The following is a 22,181-nucleotide window of genomic DNA, read 5'->3' on the forward strand; positions in this document are numbered from 1 at the left end:
GGTCCCCCCTTAATTATTTCTGGCGGTTTTTCAAACGACGTTCACGTTTTTTAACTTTGTCCATTTCCCATTTCATATTACGTTTGTAGCCTGGTTTAACCTTTTTAGGTTTACGGACAAGTGCTTTCGCTTTTTTGTCGATAGCATTTTCTTTTTTCTCACGGTTTTGGCGTGCATGACGTTCTTTCATGTCCACTAGTTGGCCATTCTTAATGTCTTTTGGTTGGAATGGTATACCCATTTTCTCAACACGTGCAATTCCATCTTCTTCAGACGGTTCGAAAATAGTAATAGCCGTTCCTTTGTTACCTGCACGAGCTGTACGGCCTACGCGGTGAATGAAGAATTCTAAATCAGAAGGCAATTCGTAGTTAATAACATGGCTGACTCCAGGAATATCGATGCCACGTGCAGCAAGATCTGTTGCAACAATGTATTGGAATTCCAGGTCACGTACTTGTTTCATCACTTTTTTACGATCACGTGGTGAAAGATCTCCATGAATACGTCCTGCTTTTACGCCGTTATTTGCTAAGAAATCAGCAACATAGTTCGCTTGTGAACGTGTATTGGTGAAGATAATTGCTAAATACGGATTGATTGTTTTCATCACTTCAAGTAAGCGGCTATTTTTTGATTTACTACGTGTTGATACTAAATAGAAATCTAAGTTTTCCGCTACTGGTCGTTTATCATCCATTTTAATGTGGACTGGCGAAGACATGTATTTTTTCAAGAAAGGTTGTAATTTCTCAGGAATTGTTGCAGAGAATACGTACATTTCAAGGTTTTCTGGCATTTGAGAAGCAAATTTATCGATATCCTCGATGAAGCCCATGTCGAATGCAAGGTCTGCTTCGTCTACCACTAGAATCGGCGCTGTATATAATAACAATGCTTTTTCATCAACTAAATCACGAATACGTCCTGGTGTACCGACAACGATTTGCGGTTGTGTTTTTAGTTTATCGATTGAGCGTTGTTTGTCTGTACCCCCGATGAACAATTTGGCTTGGATCGATGTTTCTTCAATCAGTTTTTGCAACTCTGCGTAAATTTGTGTTGCAAGTTCACGAGTTGGTGCAGCAATGACCGCTTGCACTTCCTCTTTATCTGCACGGATGCGTTCTACGATTGGAATAAGGAAACTATGTGTTTTCCCTGTACCTGTATGCGCTTGTCCGATTGCACTTTTCTCTTTTAAAACGAGCGGAATAATTTCCTTTTGGATAGGCGTCGGTTCTGTGAAGCCTAATTTCTTAATTGCATTTTGCAAAAAAGGTTGAAAATTGTAATCTGAATATTTGGACATAATTGTCCCTCCTAACTTACTTACCTTATTGTAACATGATTCGTACATTTAGTAGACCATTTGCATATGATATCTATTAATACTACGTACGTCAATTCAAGGCGGCTATTATTTTGAAAAATAAGGGCTGATTTTGATAAAAATGTGCAAATTTCAATCGAAAGGAGAACATCAATGCGATATTCATCATTTTATCCGTTTGCGCAAGGTTTATCGCAAGCCGGGGGTGCATTTGGTGGCGCAGCTCCTGGCGCTGCTAACATGTTTGCTAGAGGGGCTGGGAATGCTGCTCCTGGGGCTGCAGGCATGTTTGCTAGGGGGGCCGCTGCTGCTCCTGAGGCTGCTGGTATGTTTGCTAGAGGTGCGGCTGGGGCTGGACCTGGGGCTGGCATGTTTGCTAGGGGCGCCGCTGCTGCTGCTCCTGAGGCTGCTGGTATGTTTGGTAGAGGCGCTGCTGGGGCTGGGGCTGGCGCTGCTGGCATGTTTGCTAGGGGCGCTGCCGCTGCTGCCGGCCCTGGAGCTGCCGGTATTGGCAATGTAGCCGGTGCTGTAGGCGGTTTGGCGAAGATGGATCAATATTTGGCAACTGCTGATAAATTTATGTCGACTGCACAACAATTCACCCCTATTTTTAAGCAAATGTCGCCAATGTTCCAAAACTTACCTGCTCTCTATAAATTATACAAAGGTTTTAAATCAATTCCGTCACCTACTGACGGAGCAGCTACTAAAGAACAAGAAACGAGCTCTCCTGCAGCTAGCCGAGGAGGGGGGTTGTTTGGAAGAAACAGCTCTGCCCCTGAAATTCGAAGTAACCCGCCTGAAATAACAAAACCATCAACACCACGCATATTCCAACCGCCATTTTAATGAAATCGTAACCGATTCTTTGTATAAAGATGGACTGTCCGTTATAATAGAATTCAACGAGCAATGAAAGGAGTTCGGATCATGCAAGTAACTAAAATCACGCCACGAGGATATTGCTATGGTGTTGTCGATGCCATGGTCATCGCGCGCAACGCTGCATTAGATAAAACACTACCTAGACCTATCTATATTCTCGGAATGATCGTTCATAATAAACATGTAACGGACGCATTTGAACAAGACGGAATTATTACGCTTGATGGTGCAAACCGTAAAGACATTTTAGACAAAGTTGACAAAGGTACAGTCATTTTCACAGCTCACGGGGTATCTCCTGAAATTCGTGAAGTTGCACGTCAAAAAGGCTTAGTATCAATTGATGCCACATGCCCAGACGTAACTGTAACCCACGATTTAATCGCCGAAAAATCACAAGAGGGATATGACATCATCTATATCGGCAAAAAAGGCCATCCAGAGCCAGAAGGTGCCATTGGTGTCGCACCTGATCATGTACATTTAGTGCAATCTCTTGAAGATATCGACCATCTAGTATTAAATCGAGAAAAATTACTTGTGACAAACCAAACGACAATGAGTCAATGGGATGTAGCACATTTAATGAAGCGCCTAGAAGAGAAGTTCCCAAACATCGAAGTGCATAAAGAAATTTGTCTTGCAACTCAAGTACGCCAAGAAGCTGTTGCAAAACAAGCTGGTGCAACTGATTTGTTAATCGTTGTTGGAGATCCAAAAAGTAATAACTCCAACCGCTTAACTCAAGTTTCTGAAGAAATTGCACATACGAAATCTTTCCGCATCGCAGACCTTTCTGAATTAAAATTAGAATGGTTAGAAGGCGTTGACACAGTAGGTGTCACAGCTGGTGCCTCTACGCCAACACCTATCGTCAAGGAAGTTATCAATTTCCTTGATCAATTCGAACCAGCAGACCCAACTACACACAGCTTGGAACGCTCTGTCACAATAGATAGAATCCTACCAAAAATTAAAACACCTAAGCCGGTTATCAAAATCGAACCATACCCTGCTTCGGAATAAGTTTACAGAGCCTCTGATGTTGAAAGTTGACATTAGGGGCTTTTTTGGTCTGATAGGTTGGATGACCACTCAAACTTCAGCTTTTATAACTGGGTTCTCCTTCTTTGACTCTGGTCTTTTCTTTTATCACTCAAGCTCCATCTTCTATGACTCAAGTACTTTCTTTTATCATTCGGCCACTTGCCTCACCTAAACTACTCAAAAAAACCTGCCGAAATTTCATTTTTGGCAGGTTCCTTATTCATTTCCTCCTAATATCAAACAAACTGGAATGGTTCGGTTGAGAGTTTAGACGGAATAAATTCGCAGTTTAGTTTTTGTTGCTGGCATAGGGTTTGCATTTTGTTAGCTACGCCTACTTTCATAACGCTTTCGACATGGTGACCAGGGTCTACAATTTGAAGGCCAATCTCTTCTGCGTCTTGTGCGACGTGGAAGTATAGATCGCCCGTTACATAGACGTCTGCTCCCGCACGTTTTGCAGCATGGATGTATTTGTTGCCGTCGCCACCTAGTACGGCAATTTTAGAAACTTGCGATTCAAGGTTTCCTACAACACGTACTGCTGGAACTTGTAGTGATTTTTTTACATGTTCAGCAAATTGTTTAAGTGTCATGGCTGATGGTAGTTTACCGATACGGCCAAGGCCCATTTCTTTTGCTGCTGTTTCAAGTGGCATGACGTCATATGCTGGTTCTTCGTATGGATGGCTGTTTAGCATCGCGCGAAGAACTTTGTTTTTGATTGATTGTGGGATGACGACTTCTATTTTCACTTCTTGTTCGACGTGTATCTCGCCTACTTCTCCAGTGAATGGTTTTGCTCCAGCAAGTGCACGGAAACGCCCTTCACCATGTAGTGTGTAACTACATGAGTCGTAGTTACCGATTTGCCCTGCTCCTGCTCTAGCAAGCACTGTACGTAGTTGTTCTGCATGATCAACTGGCACAAAGACAGCTAACTTGAACATTGCTTCGCTAAAAGTTGGTACGAGAACATTATAATTTTGTAGACCTAGCGCCTCAGCAAGTAAATCGTTCACTCCGCCTTCAGCGACATCTAAATTTGTATGTGCGGCATAGACTGCGATATCATTTTTGATTAATTTTTCGAAAAGCTGACCTTGAGGTGTGTCAGTACGCAGTGTTGAGAGCTTTCGGAAAATCGGTGGGTGGTGTGCGATGATGAGCTCACAGCCATTTGCTATGGCTTCTTCTGCGACTGCATCATTAACATCGAGTGTCACAAGTACTTTTGTGACAGTTTTGTTTAGTGTACCGACGTGAAGACCGATTGGATCATTGTCCATTGCAGCTAACTTTTTTGGTGACCAGCTTTCGAAAAGCTGAATGATTTCTTGACCATTGGTTTTTTTCATCGTTTCAGTACCTCTCCAACCGTTGCAATTAAATGTGCTAGCTCAGCTGATTTTGCCACGATTTCCGGTGTTTGTTCAGCCTTTTGTAATGCTTCTCGAACATTGCCCCATTGGTCAATTTCTCTTGTCCATTTACTTTGGAAGACTTCAGAATGCTGTTGTTGTAGGACTGGACCTAGAAGCTGTTCGATTTCACTTAAATGCATATCGCCAGGTTCTAATACGAGGATTTCATAAATTTTATCGTCCTCTGAGAGAATGACCTCATCGATGATTTTCCAGCTATTTTGTAGTGCCCATTCACGAATAACTTTAGCGTGTATATTTGGTTGTAAGATAAGCCGTTCGACACCTTTTAGCACTTCAGGATGCTTCTCTAAAATAGTTGCGATAAGTGGACCACCCATACCTGCAATTGTGATGGCTGTAACGCCGTCCTCTGGTTCAATGGCTGCGAGGCCGTCTGCAAGTCTTACAGTAATTTTAGTTGTCAGTTGTTCCTTTTGGACTTCTTGACATGCTGATTCATAAGGGCCTTTTACTACTTCGCCGGCAATAGCGCTCTTGGCAATATTGTTATGGACGAGATAGCAAGGTAAATAAGCATGATCGCTACCAATATCAGCGATAATCGCGTCTTGTGGTACGAATTTTGCAACGCTTTCTAGGCGTTTTGATAATTTTTGTGCGTTCATGGCAGAAGCCTCCCTTCAAGTAATATTGTAACGAAAATACGCATTTTTGCATAGAAAAACCCTTATCCTCTAAGGAGAATAAGGGCTTGTAAATATATGGTGATTTAATTATTTTAAATCAGCGATATATTTAGCCACTGCTTCAATGTTAGCTTCACTTTCAGCTTTAAGTATACCAGCAGGCATACCACCTTTACCGTTGTGAAGAATTTCTTTCACTTCATCAGCTGATAAACCAGTACCGTGTAGGTTTGGTCCACCACCGCCTTCAAGGTTTTCACCGTGACAAGCGACACATGATTTTGCAACAGCTGCTTCAGGATCGAAAGCACCAGCTGATTCCTCAGTTTTACCTTCATCGCCTTTAGCAATTTCAGCTTTTTTGTCTGGTCCACCAAGAGACATGAAGAAAATCAAACCAATACCAAAAGCCATGATTAGGATATACGGAATAATCGGATTCTTTTTCATCAATTAACCCTCCTCATAAGTTCAGTCTTTTTCTAATTAAATAGAATCAGTCAACACATAATATTGTACTTCATTCTATCGAAAACGAAAAGACCTAAAGGGTAAGTTTTCGTCCGAATGTGACAAAATTGCCATAATCGTCACATTAACATCCGATTTGGCGAGCAATGACCATCCTTTGTACTTCTGAGGTTCCTTCGCCAATTTCTAGCAGCTTTGCATCTCTCATATAGCGTTCGACTTCATATTCTTTCATGTAGCCATATCCGCCGTGGATTTGAATCGATTGATCAGCAATTTCCATCGCTACTTCTGAAGCGTATAGCTTAGCCATTGCTGCCTCTTTTGTAAATGGTCTTCCCGCGTCTTTTAACCAAGCCGCTTTATATACCATGTTTCTTGCCAATTCTATTTTCATTGCCATGTCTGCAAGTTTAAACTGTGTAACCTGGAAAGATGATAACGTTTGACCGAATTGCTTACGTTCTTTTGAGTAACTGAGCGCTCGCTCGAAAGCAGCTTGGGCAATCCCCACTGCCATAGCTGCAATACCGATTCGTCCACCATCTAATGTGACTAGGAATTGGCGGAAACCATGTCCCTTTTTACCAAGTAAATTTTCTTGCGGTACACGTACATTTTCAAGAATAAGTTCCGTTGTATTTGAAGCATTTAAGCCCATTTTCTCGTAACGATCTAAAATAGTGAATCCTTCAGCATTTGTCGGAACAATAATGGCGCTAATTTCTTTTTTCCCATCTTCTATACCTGTAATAGCTGTAAGCGCTAAATGTTTGGCATAGCTGGCATTAGTAATATAAACTTTGCTACCATTAATAACGAAATCTTGGCCGTCTACTTTTGCTTGTGTTTCAGTACCCCCAGCGTCAGAACCAGCATTTGGCTCTGTTAAACCGAATGCGCCGAATGATTCACCTGTACAAATAGGTGTTAAATATTTTTCCTTTTGCTCTTTTGTTCCAAATAAATGAAGTGGTGCTCCCCCAAGTGAAATATGAGCGGAGTATGTAATACCTGTTGAGGCGCATGCTCGGCTCAATTCTTCTGTCACTATGGCAAAACTTGTCGTGTCTGCACCTGCTCCTCCGTACTCCTCTTCAAATGGCAAGCCCATCATCCCCATGTCAGCAAGCTGTTTGAAAATCTCTTTTGGAAAAGCTTTCGTGCGATCGCGTTCAATTGCTCCTGGTGCCACAACTTCATCCGCAAATTCCTTCATTGTTTTACGAATCATTTGTTGTTCTTGTGAAAGGTCAAAATTCATACAATCACTCCCCTTTGTGAATACGCTTACGCATTAGATTATACAGAAATAAATTGGATAATCATAGAAAAAAACGTATTTTACGAGAAAATACGTTTTTTTCAGAAGAAGATAATATTTAATAGAACAATTAACAATCCACCTGCACCAGAGATAGTAAAGTAGATTAACTTCATCCTTTTACCTGAAACTAACCATAGAACACAATTTATTATGAGCGCCATATGCATCGCTAAATTGCTAAAAGGCAAATAGACTTCAGTGATTTTGACAGATAAACCTAATAGTAAAAGAGCTGCTGCAGCAAATGCCATTGTTACTATTACAGTCTTATTAGCGGCAAATTGAAAGACGTAATATAGTAGACCAACAATAGCTATTGTTACAACAATAATTGGTAATATAACAAATTTCGCACTCATCATAAATAGTAGCGCGAGTAGCGCGATTGTACCCACACCCAAAAGAGCTATGAGCCACGTTCTATTTGAGCGCTCTTTTGCGAGAACAGCATTTTTTGAACTTACTTTGAGTTTAGTAGACTCTAACTCTTCCCCTTCCGCATATAAGGTGGCTAAAAAGTTACAATAATGCTCCGGTAATAAGTTATTTTTCTTCCAAAATAAGATTTCATTTAGGATCATTTCTTTTCGTTGATTTTTCATTATAAAGTCCCCCAACTTTAGAAACCATTTTCATCCATAATTTTACCTTATTCGAATAAGAAAGGCACCCCCGTCAAGGAGTGCCTTAAGTACTATTCTAGGAAGTCTTTTAAACGTTTACTACGCGATGGATGGCGCAATTTTCTTAGAGCCTTCGCTTCGATTTGTCGAATACGCTCACGCGTTACACCAAATACTTTCCCAACTTCTTCAAGAGTGCGAGTACGTCCGTCATCTAAACCGAAACGTAAGCGTAATACATTTTCTTCACGGTCAGTTAATGTATCTAGTACATCTTCTAATTGTTCTTTTAATAACTCATAAGCTGCATGGTCAGATGGTGATTGCGCTTCAGAGTCTTCGATGAAGTCTCCTAAGTGTGAATCATCCTCTTCACCAATTGGCGTTTCAAGTGATACAGGTTCTTGTGCAATTTTCAAAATTTCACGAACTTTTTCAGGCGTTAAATCCATTTCTTCTCCGATTTCTTCAGGAGACGGTTCGCGACCTAAGTCTTGTAAAAGTTGACGTTGCACACGAATTAATTTGTTAATCGTTTCAACCATATGCACAGGGATACGAATTGTTCTTGCTTGGTCAGCGATTGCACGAGTGATAGCTTGACGAATCCACCAAGTTGCATACGTACTAAATTTGAATCCTTTGCGGTAGTCGAATTTTTCAACTGCTTTGATAAGACCCATATTACCTTCTTGGATTAAATCAAGGAATAACATACCACGACCAACATAGCGTTTTGCAATACTTACAACTAGTCGTAAGTTAGCTTCTGCTAAACGTTTTCGTGCTACGTCATCACCTTTTTCAATACGTTCTGCAAGAGCAATTTCTTCTTTAGCACTTAATAAATCTACGCGGCCAATTTCTTTTAAATACATTCTTACAGGGTCATTAATCTTAACGCCTGGTGGAACACTTAAATCATTCAAGTCAAACGTTTCTTCGTTAGCGTTACCTTTTAATAGACGATCAAGATTTTCCTCATCACCGTCTTTACCACCTAACTCAATACCTTTAGATTCTAGTTGCTCGATAAATTCTTCTACTTGGTCTGCTTCCATTTCGTAGGATTGTAGTTTATCTGCAATTTCTGCGTATGTTAGTTCACCATTTTTTTTACCTGATTCGAGTAAAAGCTTTTTCGCTTCCTCTAGTGTGTGTTCATGTTCAACAACTGGTTTAGTACGTTTTGACTTGTCTGCCATAGGTGTTTCCTCCTCCAACAACCGAATCCGCATCACATTGCCGATAACGATTTTCTTAAATCAATTACTTCTTGTGAAAGCTTTAATGCATTTCCAAAGTCGTGCATTTTCTCCGCTTCTTTTAATGCGTGATTCTTATCTTGAATTTGCTGCTCAATTTTATACTTTTGAACTTGTTTCAAGCAATCTGCAATCTCTTCTTCGAGATGCTCAGGGTCACGATCTGTTAAAGCTGCTTCCATTGCAATTTTTCGTAATTCACTGTCTTCTAAAATTTCAGCAAAACGCTGATAATCTGATTTTTGATGGCTTTCATAGAAACCAATTAAGTGCACATATATAGCTAAATAATCATCTCTTACGAATGGCTCATACTCCTCTATACGAATTCGATCTACAACGTCAATGTTATGCAACATATGTGCTAAGAGTAATCTTTCTGCACGGTCTATCGCTGTGATTTTCTTTTTAGGGAGGCGCATTTGTTGTGGAGCGGCCTGTTGTTGCTGTTGTTGCTCTTGCCTTTTAGAGTTTTGAGCCAGCTGACCTTCCTTCTGACGAAGTTGCATATTTAGCGTATCTTCCGAAATATTCGTCTCTGTCGATATTTGCTTTATATATAATTCTTTCTCGATTGGTGAGATTCCTCCAACTAAATAGTTCAAGGCCTCATCCACATATTGCAATATATCATTATTAAATTGGAAGTTTTTGTTTCGCCGTGCATACATTAGCATAAATGCTATATAGCTTTGCGGTTCTTCGATGATCTTTGATTTAAAAGATTCTTCTCCAAACTGCTTTATATAGTCATCGGGATCGAGACCAGTTGGGAGTACTGCCACATCTACTTTCATCTTTTCTGCGTGTAACATTTCCGCAGCTCGCTTTGCAGCCTCCCAGCCGGCTTTATCACCGTCATAACAAACAATAATACGTTCAGCTAGACGTTTTATCTTGTTCAAATGTTGCATCGTAAGGGATGTCCCCATTGTGCCAACACCATTATGGACATTTGCCTTTTTAGCTGACAAAACATCCATAAAACCTTCAAATAATACGATTTTTCTTTCTTTACGAATGATAGGGCGAGCTTGATCCAAATTATAAAGAACTTGCCCTTTATGAAAAATGGGTGTTTCAGGACTGTTTAAATACTTGGCGTCTTCCCCAGTGTGGTCGATAATCCGACCAGAGAAAGCGATAATTCTACCGCTATCATCTTTGATAGGAAACATTATTCTTTCCCGAAAACGGTCAAACCATCCCGAACCATCTTCCCTTTGAATAATGAGCCCGGACTGTTCCATTTCTTGTAACTCAAAGCCTTTACGTGTTAGCAATTGAGTTAACGAATCCCAATGCGGCAAAGACCAGCCAATGCCATAAGATTCGATAAGTTCTTTCGTAAATCCTCTTTGTTCTAAATATATAAGTGCTTTTTCTCCTTCTTCAGTATTGAGTAGGAGATGCTGATAGTATTCAGCAGCAAAAGCATGAGCTTCTTTCATCCGCCCTTCTTCTTTAGAAATCGGATGCGTGTGTTCTTCAGATGTTGATATCTCTACATGAACGCCAACACGATCACCTAACTTCGCGACCGCCTCTTGAAATGGAATATGGTCTATATCCATCAAGAATGTAATAGCATTCCCTCCAGCTCCGCAACCAAAGCAATGGAATATTTGTTTATCTGTAGATACAGAAAAAGAAGGTGTCTGTTCACCATGAAATGGGCATAAACCAAACCAGTTTCTTCCTCGCTTCGTTAACTGCACATAATCATTTATGACATCAACTATATCTGCCTGTGAACGAATTTGTTCAATAATCTCTTCAGGTATTCTTTGAGCCACTCCATCACCATCTTTACTTGCTAATAACTGAATTCGAGATAATCATTAAAAAGTCCTGCATATTTCGACATAAAAATATTATTTTATTAAATGGAAAGGTAAAATACCTATATATATTTTTACCACAATTTTTTATTATAAAACATTTTATCTGAAAAATCTATCACTTTTTTATAATACAAACAAAAAAACCTCCCCAAGTACGGGGGCGGTTTGCATACTCACATCATTTTATCGGTAATTGAATGCGGTGAAGTATATCATTTGCTGTCTCTTCTACAGCACGATTTGTCACATCAATGACATGACAACCTATGCGGCTAACAACTTTTTGAAAATGTGTGATTTCTTCTTTTATTCGATCAAGTTTTGCGTAGTTCGCACCGTCATTTAAACCGAGTGCAATTAAACGCTCTATTCTTATATTATTTAACTTTTCAGGAGAAATAACAAGTCCAAAGCATTTTTTGGGATCAACTAAAAATAATTCCTCTGGTGGTTCCACTTCTGGAACGAGAGGTACGTTTGCCACTTTATAACGTTTATGAGCTAAATACTGTGATAAAGGCGTTTTTGATGTTCTTGAAACACCTACTAACACGATGTCTGCTAATAATAAACCTCTAGGATCGCGGCCATCGTCATATTTAACTGCAAATTCAATGGCTTCTATTTTTTTAAAATAATCATCATCTAACTTACGGACAAGACCGGGCTCTTCAACAGGCCGGACTGCTAAAGTTTCTTCTAATCTTGCCATTAATGGTCCCATTAAATCGATTGATGGAACGAGCATATTGTCTGATAAATGTTGAACATAAGAACGCATTTCTTCTTTGACAAGTGTATAAACAATAATTGCTCCCTGTTCAGTAGCTAAATGAACAATTTCATTTAACTGTTCCAAACTTTCGACATGAGGAAAACGTTTCAAAAATGTATCCTGCATACCTGGTCTAAATTGACTGATTGCCGCCTTTGTGACAAGTTCGCCTGTCTCTCCAACCGAATCAGAAACTATAAATACGGCTAATTTATTCATTGAAAGCATCACCTCACAAATCATGATTATCAGCAAGCGATAAAAATGCTCGCGTAATATTTGTTTTTGTTAATCGACCTATGACTTCGTAGCCATCTGGGTGTTCGATTACGACAGGTAGCGCATCAATTTGTCTTTCAATAAGCTTATTCGCTGCTTGAATTAACCCATCTGTCTTCAAGCAAAATGCAATATTAGGCATTCTTGTCATAATAATATGCACCGGAATGTTATGTAAGTCCTGATTCCCAATGCTCGTGCGCAGTAAGTCTTTTCGTGATAGAACGCCTGTTAAATAAGCGTTTTTGTCCACAACGAAAAGAGTACCTACATCTTCTAAAAACATCTGACAGATGGCATCATATACAGAAATATTCTCAGATACAACAACCGGAATCGATTGAAAATCTTTCACTTTCATATTCATCATGCTATCTATAACAGCCTGTCCTGTTTTTTTACCTGAATAAAAATAACCTACACGCGGTCTAGCATCCAAAAAGCCTGCCATCGTTAATATGGCTAGATCCGGTCTTAGTGTTGCTCTAGTCAGTGAAAGACGCTCAGCAATTTGTTCCCCTGTAATAGGACCATTCCCTTTAACAATTTCTAAGATCTCATCCTGACGTTTGTTGAGTTCTATTGGACTCACCGCCTCAAAAAGTGTCATACTCAATACTTAATTATTATATACTATATCTATATATATTGCTAAGAAAACAAACGCGTGTTACAATGTGTTCAAATCATACAGGCAATGAACGGAATATAAGTATCGTTTCAACGTGCAGCGAGTAGGGATCGTGCAAGCCTACACGAAATGAGAAAAGGCAGCCGGGAGCTTATTTTATTAAAGAGGACTAAGATTTCTTAGTCAATCGGGGTGGAACCGCGGGTCATTACGCACTCGTCCCCGGGCATTGTGCCCGGAGACGGGTGCTTTCTTATTTTCATATACTATTTTGGAGGGATTTTCATGGTAAAATCAATGGAAAGTATTGTTAGTTTAGCAAAACATCGCGGGTTCGTATTCCCAGGTTCTGAGATTTATGGTGGATTAGCTAATACTTGGGATTACGGTCCACTAGGTGTCGAACTTAAAAATAACGTAAAAAAAGCATGGTGGAAAAAATTCGTACAGGAATCACAATATAATGTTGGTCTTGACGCTGCCATCCTTATGAATCCAAAAACTTGGGTAGCATCAGGTCACGTTGGTAACTTTAATGATCCAATGATTGACTGTAAAAAATGTAAATCACGCCACCGTGCCGATAAATTGATCGAGGATGCAGCACTTGCAAAAGGTCAAGAAATTATTGTAGATGGTATGTCATTCGAAAAAATGGCTGAAGTTATGAATGAGTTTGACGTAAAATGCACAGATTGTGGTGCACAAGATTTCACGGATATCCGTCAATTCAATTTAATGTTCAAAACTTTCCAAGGTGTAACTGAATCATCAACAAACGAAGTTTTCCTACGTCCTGAAACAGCACAAGGTATTTTCGTTAACTTTAAAAACGTACAACGTTCTATGCGTAAACGTACACCATTCGGTATTGCGCAAGTCGGTAAATCATTCCGAAACGAAATTACTCCAGGGAACTTCACTTTCCGTACTCGTGAATTCGAACAAATGGAACTTGAATTTTTCTGTAAACCTGGTTCTGAATTAGAGTGGCACGCTTACTGGAAAGACTTCTGTAAAAACTGGTTATTAAACTTGAAAATGTCTGAAAGCAGCATGCGCCTTCGAGATCACGAAGATGACGAGCTTTCTCACTACTCAAATGCAACAACTGATATCGAATTCCAATTCCCATTTGGTTGGGGCGAGCTTTGGGGCGTAGCGTCTCGTACAGATTTCGATTTAAAACGTCATATGGAACATTCAGGTGAAGATTTCACTTATATCGACCCTACGACAAACGAACGCTATGTACCATATTGCATCGAGCCATCATTAGGTGCAGACCGTGTAACACTTGCGTTCTTATGTGACGCTTATGACGAAGAAGAATTAGAAAACGACGACAAACGTACAGTTCTTCGCTTCCATCCTGCTTTAGCTCCATTCAAAGCAGCTGTACTACCACTTTCAAAAAAATTAGCTGAGCAAGCTACGGACGTTTGGGCAGAGCTTCGCAAAGAATTCGCAGTGGATTATGACGAATCTCAATCAATTGGTAAACGCTACCGTCGTCAAGATGAAATCGGTACACCATTCTGTATCACATACGATTTCGACTCAGTTGAAGACGCTCAAGTAACAGTACGTCACCGCGACTCAATGGAACAAGTACGTATGCCAATCGCAGATGTTAAAGCGTATATTGCAAAACATTTGGAATTTTAATATTAAATGCTGAAGGCGCTCGTTCAGCTGTGAAACACGTTGGAGGGCGGAAGCCAAAGTCGCCATTTGACTTTGAGTGCCCGACCGAAACGTCGTAATCAGCTAGCGTCTGAAGCGGCCGTCTAGACTCGACAAGCACTGGAACCTTCGAATCGAAAACATCTTTTAGTTTTCGACCGAGAAAAAAGGAAGGCAACCTAAGTTCGCGGCGTCCTGCCGCAACGGTTGCATGACCCACATCCTGTGGGCCCAAGTGACCTCGAGAGTCTGGCCGCTGTAGCTGGATATCTCACTTTAATGCTGAAGCAGCACGCTAAGACTACTCCACACTTTTTAATGTGGAGTAGTCTTTTTATTTGGTTAGAATATCCAAAATGAGCATTAAACTCTATATTTCGAGCATAGGAAACACCATTAAGTTCGTGGAACCACATTCCGCGCTTGCAACAAAATATTTCTATTATAAAATCAACAATAATAGAGTACGCTAGCAATTTAGGGCAAAACTTTAGCCCCAACAACACACAAAAACCCACAAGCAGCGAATCAATCTTCGTCCACTTGTGGGTTTTCTGTTTCTTCAGGTGATTCTTTTTTAACGTCAAAATTTGCTCCGAACAGTAGGGGTGTCTTTTCAAGTTGGTCGATAAACGACCTCGATTTTAAACGTAGCCCTGTTTGTTCTTCATAAATTGTTGTAACAATTTTTTTTATAAACTTTTTCGTTTCTTTTTTTAACGTCAGCTTGCCTATTTTCTCAATCGGCACAGTGTAGAACATACGGATGAGCTTTAGTTGAGTTGGTGTTAGGCGAATAATATACGGGTCCTTGTGGAAACAACGATGACAAAGGAAGCCACCTTGTGTGAAGGAAAAGGCAAATTCCCCATCAATAGCGCTACAGCTTGCACATTCATGCAAAATCGGCTGTACGCCTGTAAAGGGAAGCATTTTCCATTCAACAAACAAAGAAATAGCTTCTGGGTCATATCCTTCTTCAATGGCACGTAATGCCTGCACTAATACTTCAAAAGCATAGGGCTCCGCTTTTTCTGACTCAATTAAACGATCGACGAGTTCAACCGCATAACTTGCATAGGCCGTTGCTACAATATCTTCACGAATATGACGCATCGATTCAAGCGGTTCTCCTTGTTGCACAGTGCCCATACCACGTCCTTGTTGTATTAAAAAGGAACCATATGTGAATGGTTGCGTAACTGAGGCTAGACGGCTTGATGGTTTTTTCGCACCACGAGCCATTGCCGTCACCTTGCCCGCTTCTCGCGTCATAAACGTGACAATTTTATTGGTCTCGCCATATGGTTGTGTTTTTAAGACAATGCCTTCCCATTTATTCAGCAATTGCCTTCACTTCCCTATCTTAATATTCGTCTTCTCGGAAACCAAAGTCGCGTAATTGAGATGCTTTGTTACGCCAATCTTTTTGCACTTTTACCCAAAGTTCTAAGTATACTTTACTACCTAGAAGCATTTCGATATCTTTACGTGCGCGGGTGCCTACTTCTTTCAATAGAGCTCCTTTTTTCCCGATGACAATCCCTTTTTGCGAATCACGTTCTACAATAATTGTAGCCATGACACGAATCATTTCTTTGTCTTCTTCTTTTGAAATTTTATCGACTTGTACTGCGATTGAATGTGGAATCTCCTCACGTGTTAAGTGCAATACTTTTTCACGTACTAATTCTGAGATGATGAAGCGCTCAGGGTGATCCGTTACTTGGTCAGCTGGGTAATATTGAGGTCCTTCAGGTAAATACTTTTCAACCGTCTCAAGTAAACGATCGACATTACTACCTTGTAGCGCAGAAATTGGTATGATCTCAGCAAAATCATATTTCTCTTTATAATCTTCAATTGTGTGTAATAGGTTATCCGGATGCACTTGGTCAATTTTATTAATAACTAAAAAGACAGGTGTTTCATTGCCTTCAAGCATTTCTAAAATGAACTCATCGCCTTTCCCTAACTTTTGAGTTGCGTTGACCATGAACATAATAACATCCACTTCACGCAACGTGTTTTTAGACACTTTTAACATGAATTCTCCCAATTTATGCTTTGGTTTATGAATCCCTGGTGTGTCGATGAAAATCATTTGGCTGTTATCTTGTGTGAAAACACCTTGTACTTTGTTACGAGTTGTTTGGGGTTTATCACTCATAATAGCGATTTTCTGGCCGATGACATGATTTAGAAATGTTGACTTCCCTACGTTTGGTCGACCAATAATTGAGATAAAGCCTGATTTGAATTGATTATTTTCCTGCATTCATTAAATCCTCCGGTGTAAAGGCGCCTGGTAAAAGTTCGCGAACTGTCGTTTCTTGAACATCGCCTTTTAAATTTGTTAAGTATACTGGCATATCTGGTGCACAAAATTCTGCAATAACTTGGCGGCATGCACCACATGGTGAGCAAGGGCCTTCGGTATCTGCAACAACAGCTAATGCTGAAAACTCTCTGTCGCCTTCGGAAACAGCTTTGAACATTGCTGTACGCTCTGCACAGTTCGTCATACTGTATCCAGCATTTTCGACATTGCAGCCACGGTAAACTTTACCGTCTTTTGTCAGTAGTGCTGCACCTACTTTAAATTTCGAATAAGGAACATACGCATTTTCGCGCCCTTTTTTAGATTCTTCCATTAATTCAAGTTTGTTCAATTGAAGCACCTCACGTCAATAAATTCATCCATTTTGGCAGAAAGATGAGTATTCCGATTATAGCACTTGCACATGCAAATACAAGTACAGCACCTGCTGCAAGATCCTTGGACTGCTTGGCAAGCGGGTGTATTTCGGATGTGGCAAGATCCACTACTCTCTCAATTGCCGTATTAAGCATTTCAAGGGTGAGCATAATGGCGATGACAATAATAATCACAAACCACTCCGTTTGCGATAATCCTGTTAGCCATCCAGCACTAATAACCATGATAGCTACTAATACGTGGAAACGGAAATTTTGCTCACGAAATGCATGCAAAACTCCTTGAAATGCATAACGAAATGATTTGAAAAGTTTACGAATGTCCATCAGCATCACGGCTTAAGCCGTAAGTTTCTAAAATTTTATCTTGTTTGCCGAACATTACTTTTTCATCATCTGACACCATATGATCATAACCAAGTAAATGTAAGAAGCCATGAACAGCTAAAAATCCTAATTCACGTTCAAATGAATGTCCATATTCATCAGCTTGTTCTTTTGTACGGTCGATTGAAATAATAATATCGCCTAAAATTCGTGGCATACCTTCTGCAATGATTTCTACTTCACCTTCACCCATTTCTTCAAGTGCGAAGGAAATGACATCTGTTGGCGCATCCTTTTGGCGGTACTGACGATTAATTTCGTGAATCGCCTCATTCGTTACAAATGTTACTGATAATTCTGTTTCATCTTCAATATTTTCAACTGTCGCAGCATGTTGTAATAATTTCTCTACTAGCTCGATATCAGAATCCTTTACTTGGGATGTTTCATCTAAAAAATCAATGTTTAAACTCATATGATTGCCTCCTAGGCTTATTTTGGCTTCGGATATTCGATACGTGAATGGAAGATACCATTTAACGTTTCGCAAAAAACAGCTTCAATCGTTTTCAGCTCACGAATGGAAAGATCGCATTCATCAAACTGGCCATCCTGTAATTTATCTTGTGTGATGGCATGAACCAGCTTTTGGATTTTCTCCGCATTTGGTTCTTTCATCGAACGAACAGCAGCCTCTACACTATCCGCTACACTTATTATAGCAATTTCTTTCGTTTGTGGCTTCGGTCCAGGGTAACGATAACTTGCTTCATCTACAGCAGGATTTTCTTCCTTCTCTTTATAATAAAAGAATTTCAAAAGACTTGTCCCGTGATGTTGGCGTGCAATGTCTATAATTTCTTTTGGCATTTTATGCGATTCCAACAGCTTAGCTCCGTCCTCAGCGTGTGCGATAATAATATCGCGGCTCGTTTTTGCTGGCAAGTTATCATGAGGATTAATCGTCCCCATTTGGTTTTCCACAAAAAATCCTGGGCGTTTTGTCTTTCCAATATCATGATAATAGCAACCCACTCTTGCAAGCAAACCATCTGCTCCAACCGCTTCACATGCAGCATCAGCAAGATTTGCTACCATCACACTATGATGATAAGTACCAGGTGTTTCTACTAAAATCTTTTTTAACAATGGATGATTAGGACTGGATAGCTCGATTAATCTAAAGGATGATAGCATACCAAATGCAGACTCGATAAATGGTAATAGCCCTAAAGTTAGTGCCCCAGACAATAATGCAGAAACGATTGCGGCGACTAAATAATACGCCAATTCCCTCATGCCATATGTAGATTGTGTCAGCAGTAAGTAGAAGGTGATGAACGTCGCATTCACTAAGGCGATACTCATACTTGTTTGTAAAATTCGCGAACGTCTTTCAATCCCTTTAATAAAAAACAAACTGCTAAGTCCACCAAAAATAATGTATAAAGACACTTCCATTTGAATAACAGTTGCATAGCCCTCTTGGAAAATGACACCGGCTGCAACTGCAGTCATAATGGTCATAATAATGGCGATACGTTCATTAATCAGTAGCCTAATCAGCATTGGTGCCATGGCAACAGGGAAAAGGAAACCGATCATCACGTCAAATTCATTTGATACAAGACCCAATAATTCCATTACGACAATTGATAATAAGTAAATCATCACTGTAATGATTAAATCCCGAGTTTTTGTTCTGTCTTCCGCTTTCCAGTTGTTGAATATAGCAAAGAAAAACGACATTTGTAAAATGATTAATAAAACTAGACCAACAATCGGTTTAAATGATGTATGCTCAGCTAGCATTCCCGCTAACTCTAGCTGGCGGAACACATCCCGGTCAATCACTTGCCCTTCTTGCACGATAATCTGACCTTGCAAAATACGCACCGGATCAATATTGGCCTTAGCTTGCTCTACTTGTTCCTTCATTAAATCTGTATCTTGCTTTTCCGTCTCCATGATAGAAAAACGGCCTATCGATATAAGTGTTGCACGAATTACTTCTGGGAAATCAGCTTTTTCTCGGATTTCCTTATCGATTTTCGCTTTTACCTCTGATACCTGTTCTGAACGAATTGGCCCAGACAACTGCTCCTTCACCATGGCAGTTAACTCATCACGCGTTTTACGTAAAGAATCATTATCTAGCGCAAACAACGTTGTCAATTCCTGGTCGGTGAACTGCAAGCCTTGCCCATCTGTTTTTAATGCAATTAATTTTTTTCGCAGCTCTGTTACACGTTGTTCCGTAACAGCTTCTTTTTCTTTTTTAGATTGTCCGTCTTCAATCGACGTCTTTACTTCTAATACATAGTCAAAGATCGACTTGATCATCGATGCACGATTTGTCGCAATTTCTGCGGAATAATGATAAACAGGCTTTATTTCGCTGGCTACTTGCTCTCTATCTTCCTCCGTTTTTACTGTATCTTCTACCGTTTTAATCGATCGTATCGTATCCGGCGATAATTGAAATAGTTTTAAATCAAAATGTTCGCCTCTCACATTTCCAAGCATAAGTGAAAATTGCAAAATGCCTGTAACTATTAATATGATGGCTAGTAATACCGGAAAACGAAAGTACTGCATTAGCTTTTTTAGAAAAGCATCCATACAGCCACCTCCTATCTATAGACTATCATATCAACAATTGACATTTTTTTCACAAAAAATATAGTTTACATTTCTATATATTATAAAAAAATATATTTAATTGAGAATTTTAATTTAAAATTGACAAAGTTCATGCCGTATAAAAACAAAACGCAACACTCAGATAATGAGCGTTGCGTAGTCTAATACATTATTTTTCCTCTTCATACGCTTGGATAATTTTCGCTACAAGTGGATGACGAACAACATCGCCTTGCTCAAGGATTTGGAAATGAATATCCTTAACACCCTGTAAAGTGTACTCAGCATTTGTTAAACCTGATATTGCACCTTTTGGTAAGTCAATTTGCGTTTTATCACCTGTAATAACCATTTTCGAGCCGAAGCCAAGACGAGTTAAGAACATCTTCATTTGTGCCTTCGTTGTATTTTGAGCTTCATCTAGAATGACGAAAGCATCGTCTAACGTACGTCCACGCATATAAGCAAGTGGCGCAATTTCAATCGTTCCACGGTCAATTAGGCGTGTCGTTTGTTCAGCGCCCAAAATATCATGCAGAGCATCATATAAAGGACGTAAATACGGATCGACTTTTTCCTTTAAATCGCCTGGTAAGAAACCTAAGCTTTCGCCAGCTTCTACTGCAGGACGCGTTAAAATAATCCGTTTCACCTGAGCATTTTTTAGTGCTTGTGTTGCCATGACTACCGCTAAATACGTTTTTCCCGTTCCAGCAGGCCCGATACAAAAAGTTAAATCACGATTTTTTATCGCTTGAATATATTCGCGCTGACCAATCGTTTTGGCACGAATCATTTTCCCCTTTGTATTTCGGGCAATCACTTCATCATATAGCTCCGCAAAATATTCAATCGTACCGTTTTTAGCCATTTCAAGTGCTGTTGAAACATCGCGTTGGTTAATATTAATACCTTTTCGAATAACTTTTAACAATTGCTCTAGTAATTTCGTTGCATCGTCTTTTTGGCTTTCATCACCGACAATATGAATTGTTTCACCACGTGTAATGATTTGCACATTAAAAGCCGTTTCAATCAATTTCATATTTACATCTGATATACCTAAAAGCATTACTGCTTCGTTAGGATCTTGCACGTTTAATTGGGTTGGTTGTTGTTCTAGCATGCTCAATCTCCTTGATAAATCACTTGTTTAACTGCAATGTTTTCGTTTACCAAAAACAATACTTTCCCCTTTACTGTATCATTATCAATAGCAACCTGCAAAAGTTTTTCCCGTTTCATGACCGTTTTAGATGGCAATTCATTGACATATTTTTGATGCAAAAGCGGTAATAGTACTTTTTCGACCGATTGCTCATCTAATTTTAGCTGTTTTGTTGTACTCTGTTGCGTGACTGAAAGCTCGACGTACTTGGCTAACCATTTTGGTAGCTTCACATTTTGCCAGTCATCACCCTTTTTTACTTTGTCTTTTTTCCACCTTAACTCATAATGTCGCTCACCTGGAACTTTATAATCGATTGTTCTTGGTAATGTGAACGACGCCTCTATCCAGTAGTCCGCAAATACCTCCCCTTCAGCTCCGTAGACGATTTCTTTCTCACCTTGCTTTAATATACCGGTGACGAGCAAATCACCCGTATAAACGGCCTTATTCTCCTCTACAGCACGTTCTCCCTTCGTTAAGTTAAAATGTGTAATGACTCCACTCTTTTTAGCAATTAAGTGACTCGGTTGTTCTTTTTCTACTATCTCAGTTTCTAACTTTGGAGAAGGGATTGGTGAAAAGGTGAGATTGCTTCCTTCCTGATGAATATGCACCCAGGATAACTCTCGCTGATCTTGTAAAATCTGTTGTCTAATAATTGTTTCGTCTGGTAGCTTACTCTTTAAAAATGGCGGGGATATTTGCAATATATATAAACTCTTTTGCAGCTCTTCCTCCTGCTCCGGAGTAGAAGCATCAATGTCGACTGACCAGATGAATTGCGATGCGCATAATGGCACGATGATTAGTAATAATAAACCTATATGCACGAGCCATTCATTACGTAAAATAACTTCTTCATCGAGCCAGTCTATCGTCATTTTCATATGATATTTGCGTCTGAGCTTACGAATTACTGGTAGATGCTTACGCGTCGTTTGAAATGTCACATGGTGCTTCGTTGTTTTCATCTTCTTAAGAGGTATATTAGCCTTTGCTAAAGCCCGTAAAAATCCAGGAAGGCGATCATTTTGCGTCACTTCTAACTCCAGTTTGCGATTATTCCATCCATGCCTTTGCAA

Annotated in this window: 21 protein-coding genes; 3 read left to right on the forward strand and 18 right to left on the reverse strand. The window is 39.8% G+C overall.

What is annotated here, in order from left to right:
• Positions 1-13 precede the first annotated feature (13 nt).
• The gene (locus JFL43_RS00170) at positions 14-1,312 is read right to left on the reverse strand and encodes a DEAD/DEAH box helicase (protein ID WP_100794274.1); all 1,299 of its coding nucleotides are present in this window, start codon (positions 1,310-1,312) and stop codon (positions 14-16) included.
• A 174-nt stretch (positions 1,313-1,486) separates the two neighbouring features.
• On the opposite strand from JFL43_RS00170, the gene JFL43_RS00175 reads away from it, so the two are divergent.
• The gene (locus JFL43_RS00175) at positions 1,487-2,182 is read left to right on the forward strand and encodes a YqfQ family protein (protein ID WP_234447519.1); all 696 of its coding nucleotides are present in this window, start codon (positions 1,487-1,489) and stop codon (positions 2,180-2,182) included.
• 81 nt (positions 2,183-2,263) lie between these two features.
• The gene (locus tag JFL43_RS00180) at positions 2,264-3,244 is read left to right on the forward strand and encodes a 4-hydroxy-3-methylbut-2-enyl diphosphate reductase (protein ID WP_100794276.1); all 981 of its coding nucleotides are present in this window, start codon (positions 2,264-2,266) and stop codon (positions 3,242-3,244) included.
• Positions 3,245-3,501: 257 nt separating this feature from the next.
• On the opposite strand, the gene JFL43_RS00185 is transcribed toward JFL43_RS00180, so the two are convergent.
• The 9 genes from JFL43_RS00185 to JFL43_RS00225 all read right to left on the reverse strand — a co-directional run bounded on the left by JFL43_RS00185 (position 3,502) and on the right by JFL43_RS00225 (position 12,515).
• Positions 3,502-4,623 carry a Nif3-like dinuclear metal center hexameric protein gene (locus tag JFL43_RS00185; protein ID WP_200747466.1) on the reverse strand — a complete coding sequence of 374 codons (1,122 nt, stop codon included), beginning with the start codon at positions 4,621-4,623 and terminating at the stop codon, positions 3,502-3,504.
• The gene (locus JFL43_RS00190) at positions 4,620-5,318 is read right to left on the reverse strand and encodes a tRNA (adenine(22)-N(1))-methyltransferase (protein ID WP_100794278.1); all 699 of its coding nucleotides are present in this window, start codon (positions 5,316-5,318) and stop codon (positions 4,620-4,622) included. Before JFL43_RS00190 ends, JFL43_RS00185 begins: the two co-directional genes overlap by 4 nt.
• A gap of 108 nt (positions 5,319-5,426) precedes the next feature.
• The gene (cccA, locus tag JFL43_RS00195) at positions 5,427-5,789 is read right to left on the reverse strand and encodes a cytochrome c550 (RefSeq protein WP_100794279.1); all 363 of its coding nucleotides are present in this window, start codon (positions 5,787-5,789) and stop codon (positions 5,427-5,429) included.
• A gap of 145 nt (positions 5,790-5,934) precedes the next feature.
• A complete protein-coding gene (locus tag JFL43_RS00200) occupies positions 5,935-7,074 on the reverse strand; it encodes an acyl-CoA dehydrogenase family protein (protein ID WP_100794280.1) in 1,140 nt (379 codons plus the stop codon).
• Positions 7,075-7,175: 101 nt separating this feature from the next.
• Positions 7,176-7,739: a hypothetical protein gene (locus JFL43_RS00205; RefSeq protein WP_200747467.1), complete on the reverse strand. Its 564-nt coding sequence runs from the start codon at positions 7,737-7,739 to the stop codon at positions 7,176-7,178.
• Between the two features lie 92 nt (positions 7,740-7,831).
• A complete protein-coding gene (rpoD, locus tag JFL43_RS00210; protein WP_100794282.1) occupies positions 7,832-8,965 on the reverse strand; it encodes an RNA polymerase sigma factor RpoD in 1,134 nt (377 codons plus the stop codon).
• Between the two features lie 32 nt (positions 8,966-8,997).
• Positions 8,998-10,821 carry a DNA primase gene (dnaG, locus tag JFL43_RS00215; protein ID WP_200747468.1) on the reverse strand — a complete coding sequence of 608 codons (1,824 nt, stop codon included), beginning with the start codon at positions 10,819-10,821 and terminating at the stop codon, positions 8,998-9,000.
• Positions 10,822-11,047: 226 nt separating this feature from the next.
• Complete coding sequence (locus JFL43_RS00220; protein WP_100794284.1) at positions 11,048-11,863, reverse strand: pyruvate, water dikinase regulatory protein; 816 nt, start codon at positions 11,861-11,863, stop codon at positions 11,048-11,050.
• Between the two features lie 13 nt (positions 11,864-11,876).
• Positions 11,877-12,515 (reverse strand): helix-turn-helix transcriptional regulator, encoded by a 639-nt coding sequence (locus tag JFL43_RS00225; protein ID WP_100797992.1) that lies wholly within the window; start codon positions 12,513-12,515, stop codon positions 11,877-11,879.
• A gap of 324 nt (positions 12,516-12,839) precedes the next feature.
• On the opposite strand from JFL43_RS00225, the gene JFL43_RS00230 reads away from it, so the two are divergent.
• Positions 12,840-14,222, forward strand: a complete 1,383-nt coding sequence (locus tag JFL43_RS00230; RefSeq protein ID WP_100794285.1) for a glycine--tRNA ligase — start codon at positions 12,840-12,842, stop codon at positions 14,220-14,222.
• Positions 14,223-14,768: 546 nt separating this feature from the next.
• Here JFL43_RS00230 and recO read toward each other — a convergent pair.
• The 8 genes from recO to JFL43_RS00270 form a co-directional block, all read right to left on the reverse strand.
• The gene (gene recO, locus JFL43_RS00235; RefSeq protein WP_200747469.1) at positions 14,769-15,587 is read right to left on the reverse strand and encodes a DNA repair protein RecO; all 819 of its coding nucleotides are present in this window, start codon (positions 15,585-15,587) and stop codon (positions 14,769-14,771) included.
• A gap of 19 nt (positions 15,588-15,606) precedes the next feature.
• Positions 15,607-16,518, reverse strand: coding sequence for a GTPase Era (era, locus tag JFL43_RS00240; RefSeq protein WP_100794287.1), 912 nt, complete (start codon positions 16,516-16,518; stop codon positions 15,607-15,609).
• Positions 16,505-16,912, reverse strand: coding sequence for a cytidine deaminase (locus JFL43_RS00245; protein ID WP_200747470.1), 408 nt, complete (start codon positions 16,910-16,912; stop codon positions 16,505-16,507). The genes era and JFL43_RS00245 overlap by 14 nt, the downstream gene beginning before the upstream one ends.
• A gap of 10 nt (positions 16,913-16,922) precedes the next feature.
• A complete protein-coding gene (locus JFL43_RS00250; RefSeq protein ID WP_200747471.1) occupies positions 16,923-17,285 on the reverse strand; it encodes a diacylglycerol kinase family protein in 363 nt (120 codons plus the stop codon).
• Positions 17,272-17,760, reverse strand: coding sequence for an rRNA maturation RNase YbeY (ybeY, locus tag JFL43_RS00255; protein WP_100794290.1), 489 nt, complete (start codon positions 17,758-17,760; stop codon positions 17,272-17,274). The genes JFL43_RS00250 and ybeY overlap by 14 nt, the downstream gene beginning before the upstream one ends.
• Positions 17,761-17,777: 17 nt before the next feature.
• Positions 17,778-19,907, reverse strand: a complete 2,130-nt coding sequence (locus JFL43_RS00260; protein WP_200747472.1) for an HD family phosphohydrolase — start codon at positions 19,905-19,907, stop codon at positions 17,778-17,780.
• 190 nt (positions 19,908-20,097) lie between these two features.
• Positions 20,098-21,054 carry a PhoH family protein gene (locus tag JFL43_RS00265; RefSeq protein ID WP_100794292.1) on the reverse strand — a complete coding sequence of 319 codons (957 nt, stop codon included), beginning with the start codon at positions 21,052-21,054 and terminating at the stop codon, positions 20,098-20,100.
• Between the two features lie 2 nt (positions 21,055-21,056).
• Positions 21,057-22,181 (reverse strand): sporulation protein YqfD, encoded by a 1,125-nt coding sequence (locus JFL43_RS00270; RefSeq protein ID WP_100794293.1) that lies wholly within the window; start codon positions 22,179-22,181, stop codon positions 21,057-21,059.

Origin of the sequence: Viridibacillus soli, from assembly GCF_016612995.1 — a bacterium.
Lineage (GTDB): Bacteria > Bacillota > Bacilli > Bacillales_A > Planococcaceae > Viridibacillus > Viridibacillus soli.

Excerpts from the sequence above, each read along its gene's own strand:
- JFL43_RS00170 (WP_100794274.1), bottom strand. The coding sequence starts at position 1,312 with ATGTCCAAATATTCAGATTACAATTTTCAACCTTTTTTGCAAAATGCA.
- JFL43_RS00175 (WP_234447519.1), top strand. The coding sequence starts at position 1,487 with ATGCGATATTCATCATTTTATCCGTTTGCGCAAGGTTTATCGCAAGCC.
- JFL43_RS00180 (WP_100794276.1), top strand. The coding sequence starts at position 2,264 with ATGCAAGTAACTAAAATCACGCCACGAGGATATTGCTATGGTGTTGTC.
- JFL43_RS00185 (WP_200747466.1), bottom strand. The coding sequence starts at position 4,623 with ATGAAAAAAACCAATGGTCAAGAAATCATTCAGCTTTTCGAAAGCTGG.
- JFL43_RS00190 (WP_100794278.1), bottom strand. The coding sequence starts at position 5,318 with ATGAACGCACAAAAATTATCAAAACGCCTAGAAAGCGTTGCAAAATTC.
- cccA (WP_100794279.1), bottom strand. The coding sequence starts at position 5,789 with ATGAAAAAGAATCCGATTATTCCGTATATCCTAATCATGGCTTTTGGT.
- JFL43_RS00200 (WP_100794280.1), bottom strand. The coding sequence starts at position 7,074 with ATGAATTTTGACCTTTCACAAGAACAACAAATGATTCGTAAAACAATG.
- JFL43_RS00205 (WP_200747467.1), bottom strand. The coding sequence starts at position 7,739 with ATGAAAAATCAACGAAAAGAAATGATCCTAAATGAAATCTTATTTTGG.
- rpoD (WP_100794282.1), bottom strand. The coding sequence starts at position 8,965 with ATGGCAGACAAGTCAAAACGTACTAAACCAGTTGTTGAACATGAACAC.
- JFL43_RS00220 (WP_100794284.1), bottom strand. The coding sequence starts at position 11,863 with ATGAATAAATTAGCCGTATTTATAGTTTCTGATTCGGTTGGAGAGACA.
- JFL43_RS00230 (WP_100794285.1), top strand. The coding sequence starts at position 12,840 with ATGGTAAAATCAATGGAAAGTATTGTTAGTTTAGCAAAACATCGCGGG.
- era (WP_100794287.1), bottom strand. The coding sequence starts at position 16,518 with ATGCAGGAAAATAATCAATTCAAATCAGGCTTTATCTCAATTATTGGT.
- JFL43_RS00250 (WP_200747471.1), bottom strand. The coding sequence starts at position 17,285 with ATGGACATTCGTAAACTTTTCAAATCATTTCGTTATGCATTTCAAGGA.
- ybeY (WP_100794290.1), bottom strand. The coding sequence starts at position 17,760 with ATGAGTTTAAACATTGATTTTTTAGATGAAACATCCCAAGTAAAGGAT.
- JFL43_RS00260 (WP_200747472.1), bottom strand. The coding sequence starts at position 19,907 with ATGGATGCTTTTCTAAAAAAGCTAATGCAGTACTTTCGTTTTCCGGTA.
- JFL43_RS00265 (WP_100794292.1), bottom strand. The coding sequence starts at position 21,054 with ATGCTAGAACAACAACCAACCCAATTAAACGTGCAAGATCCTAACGAA.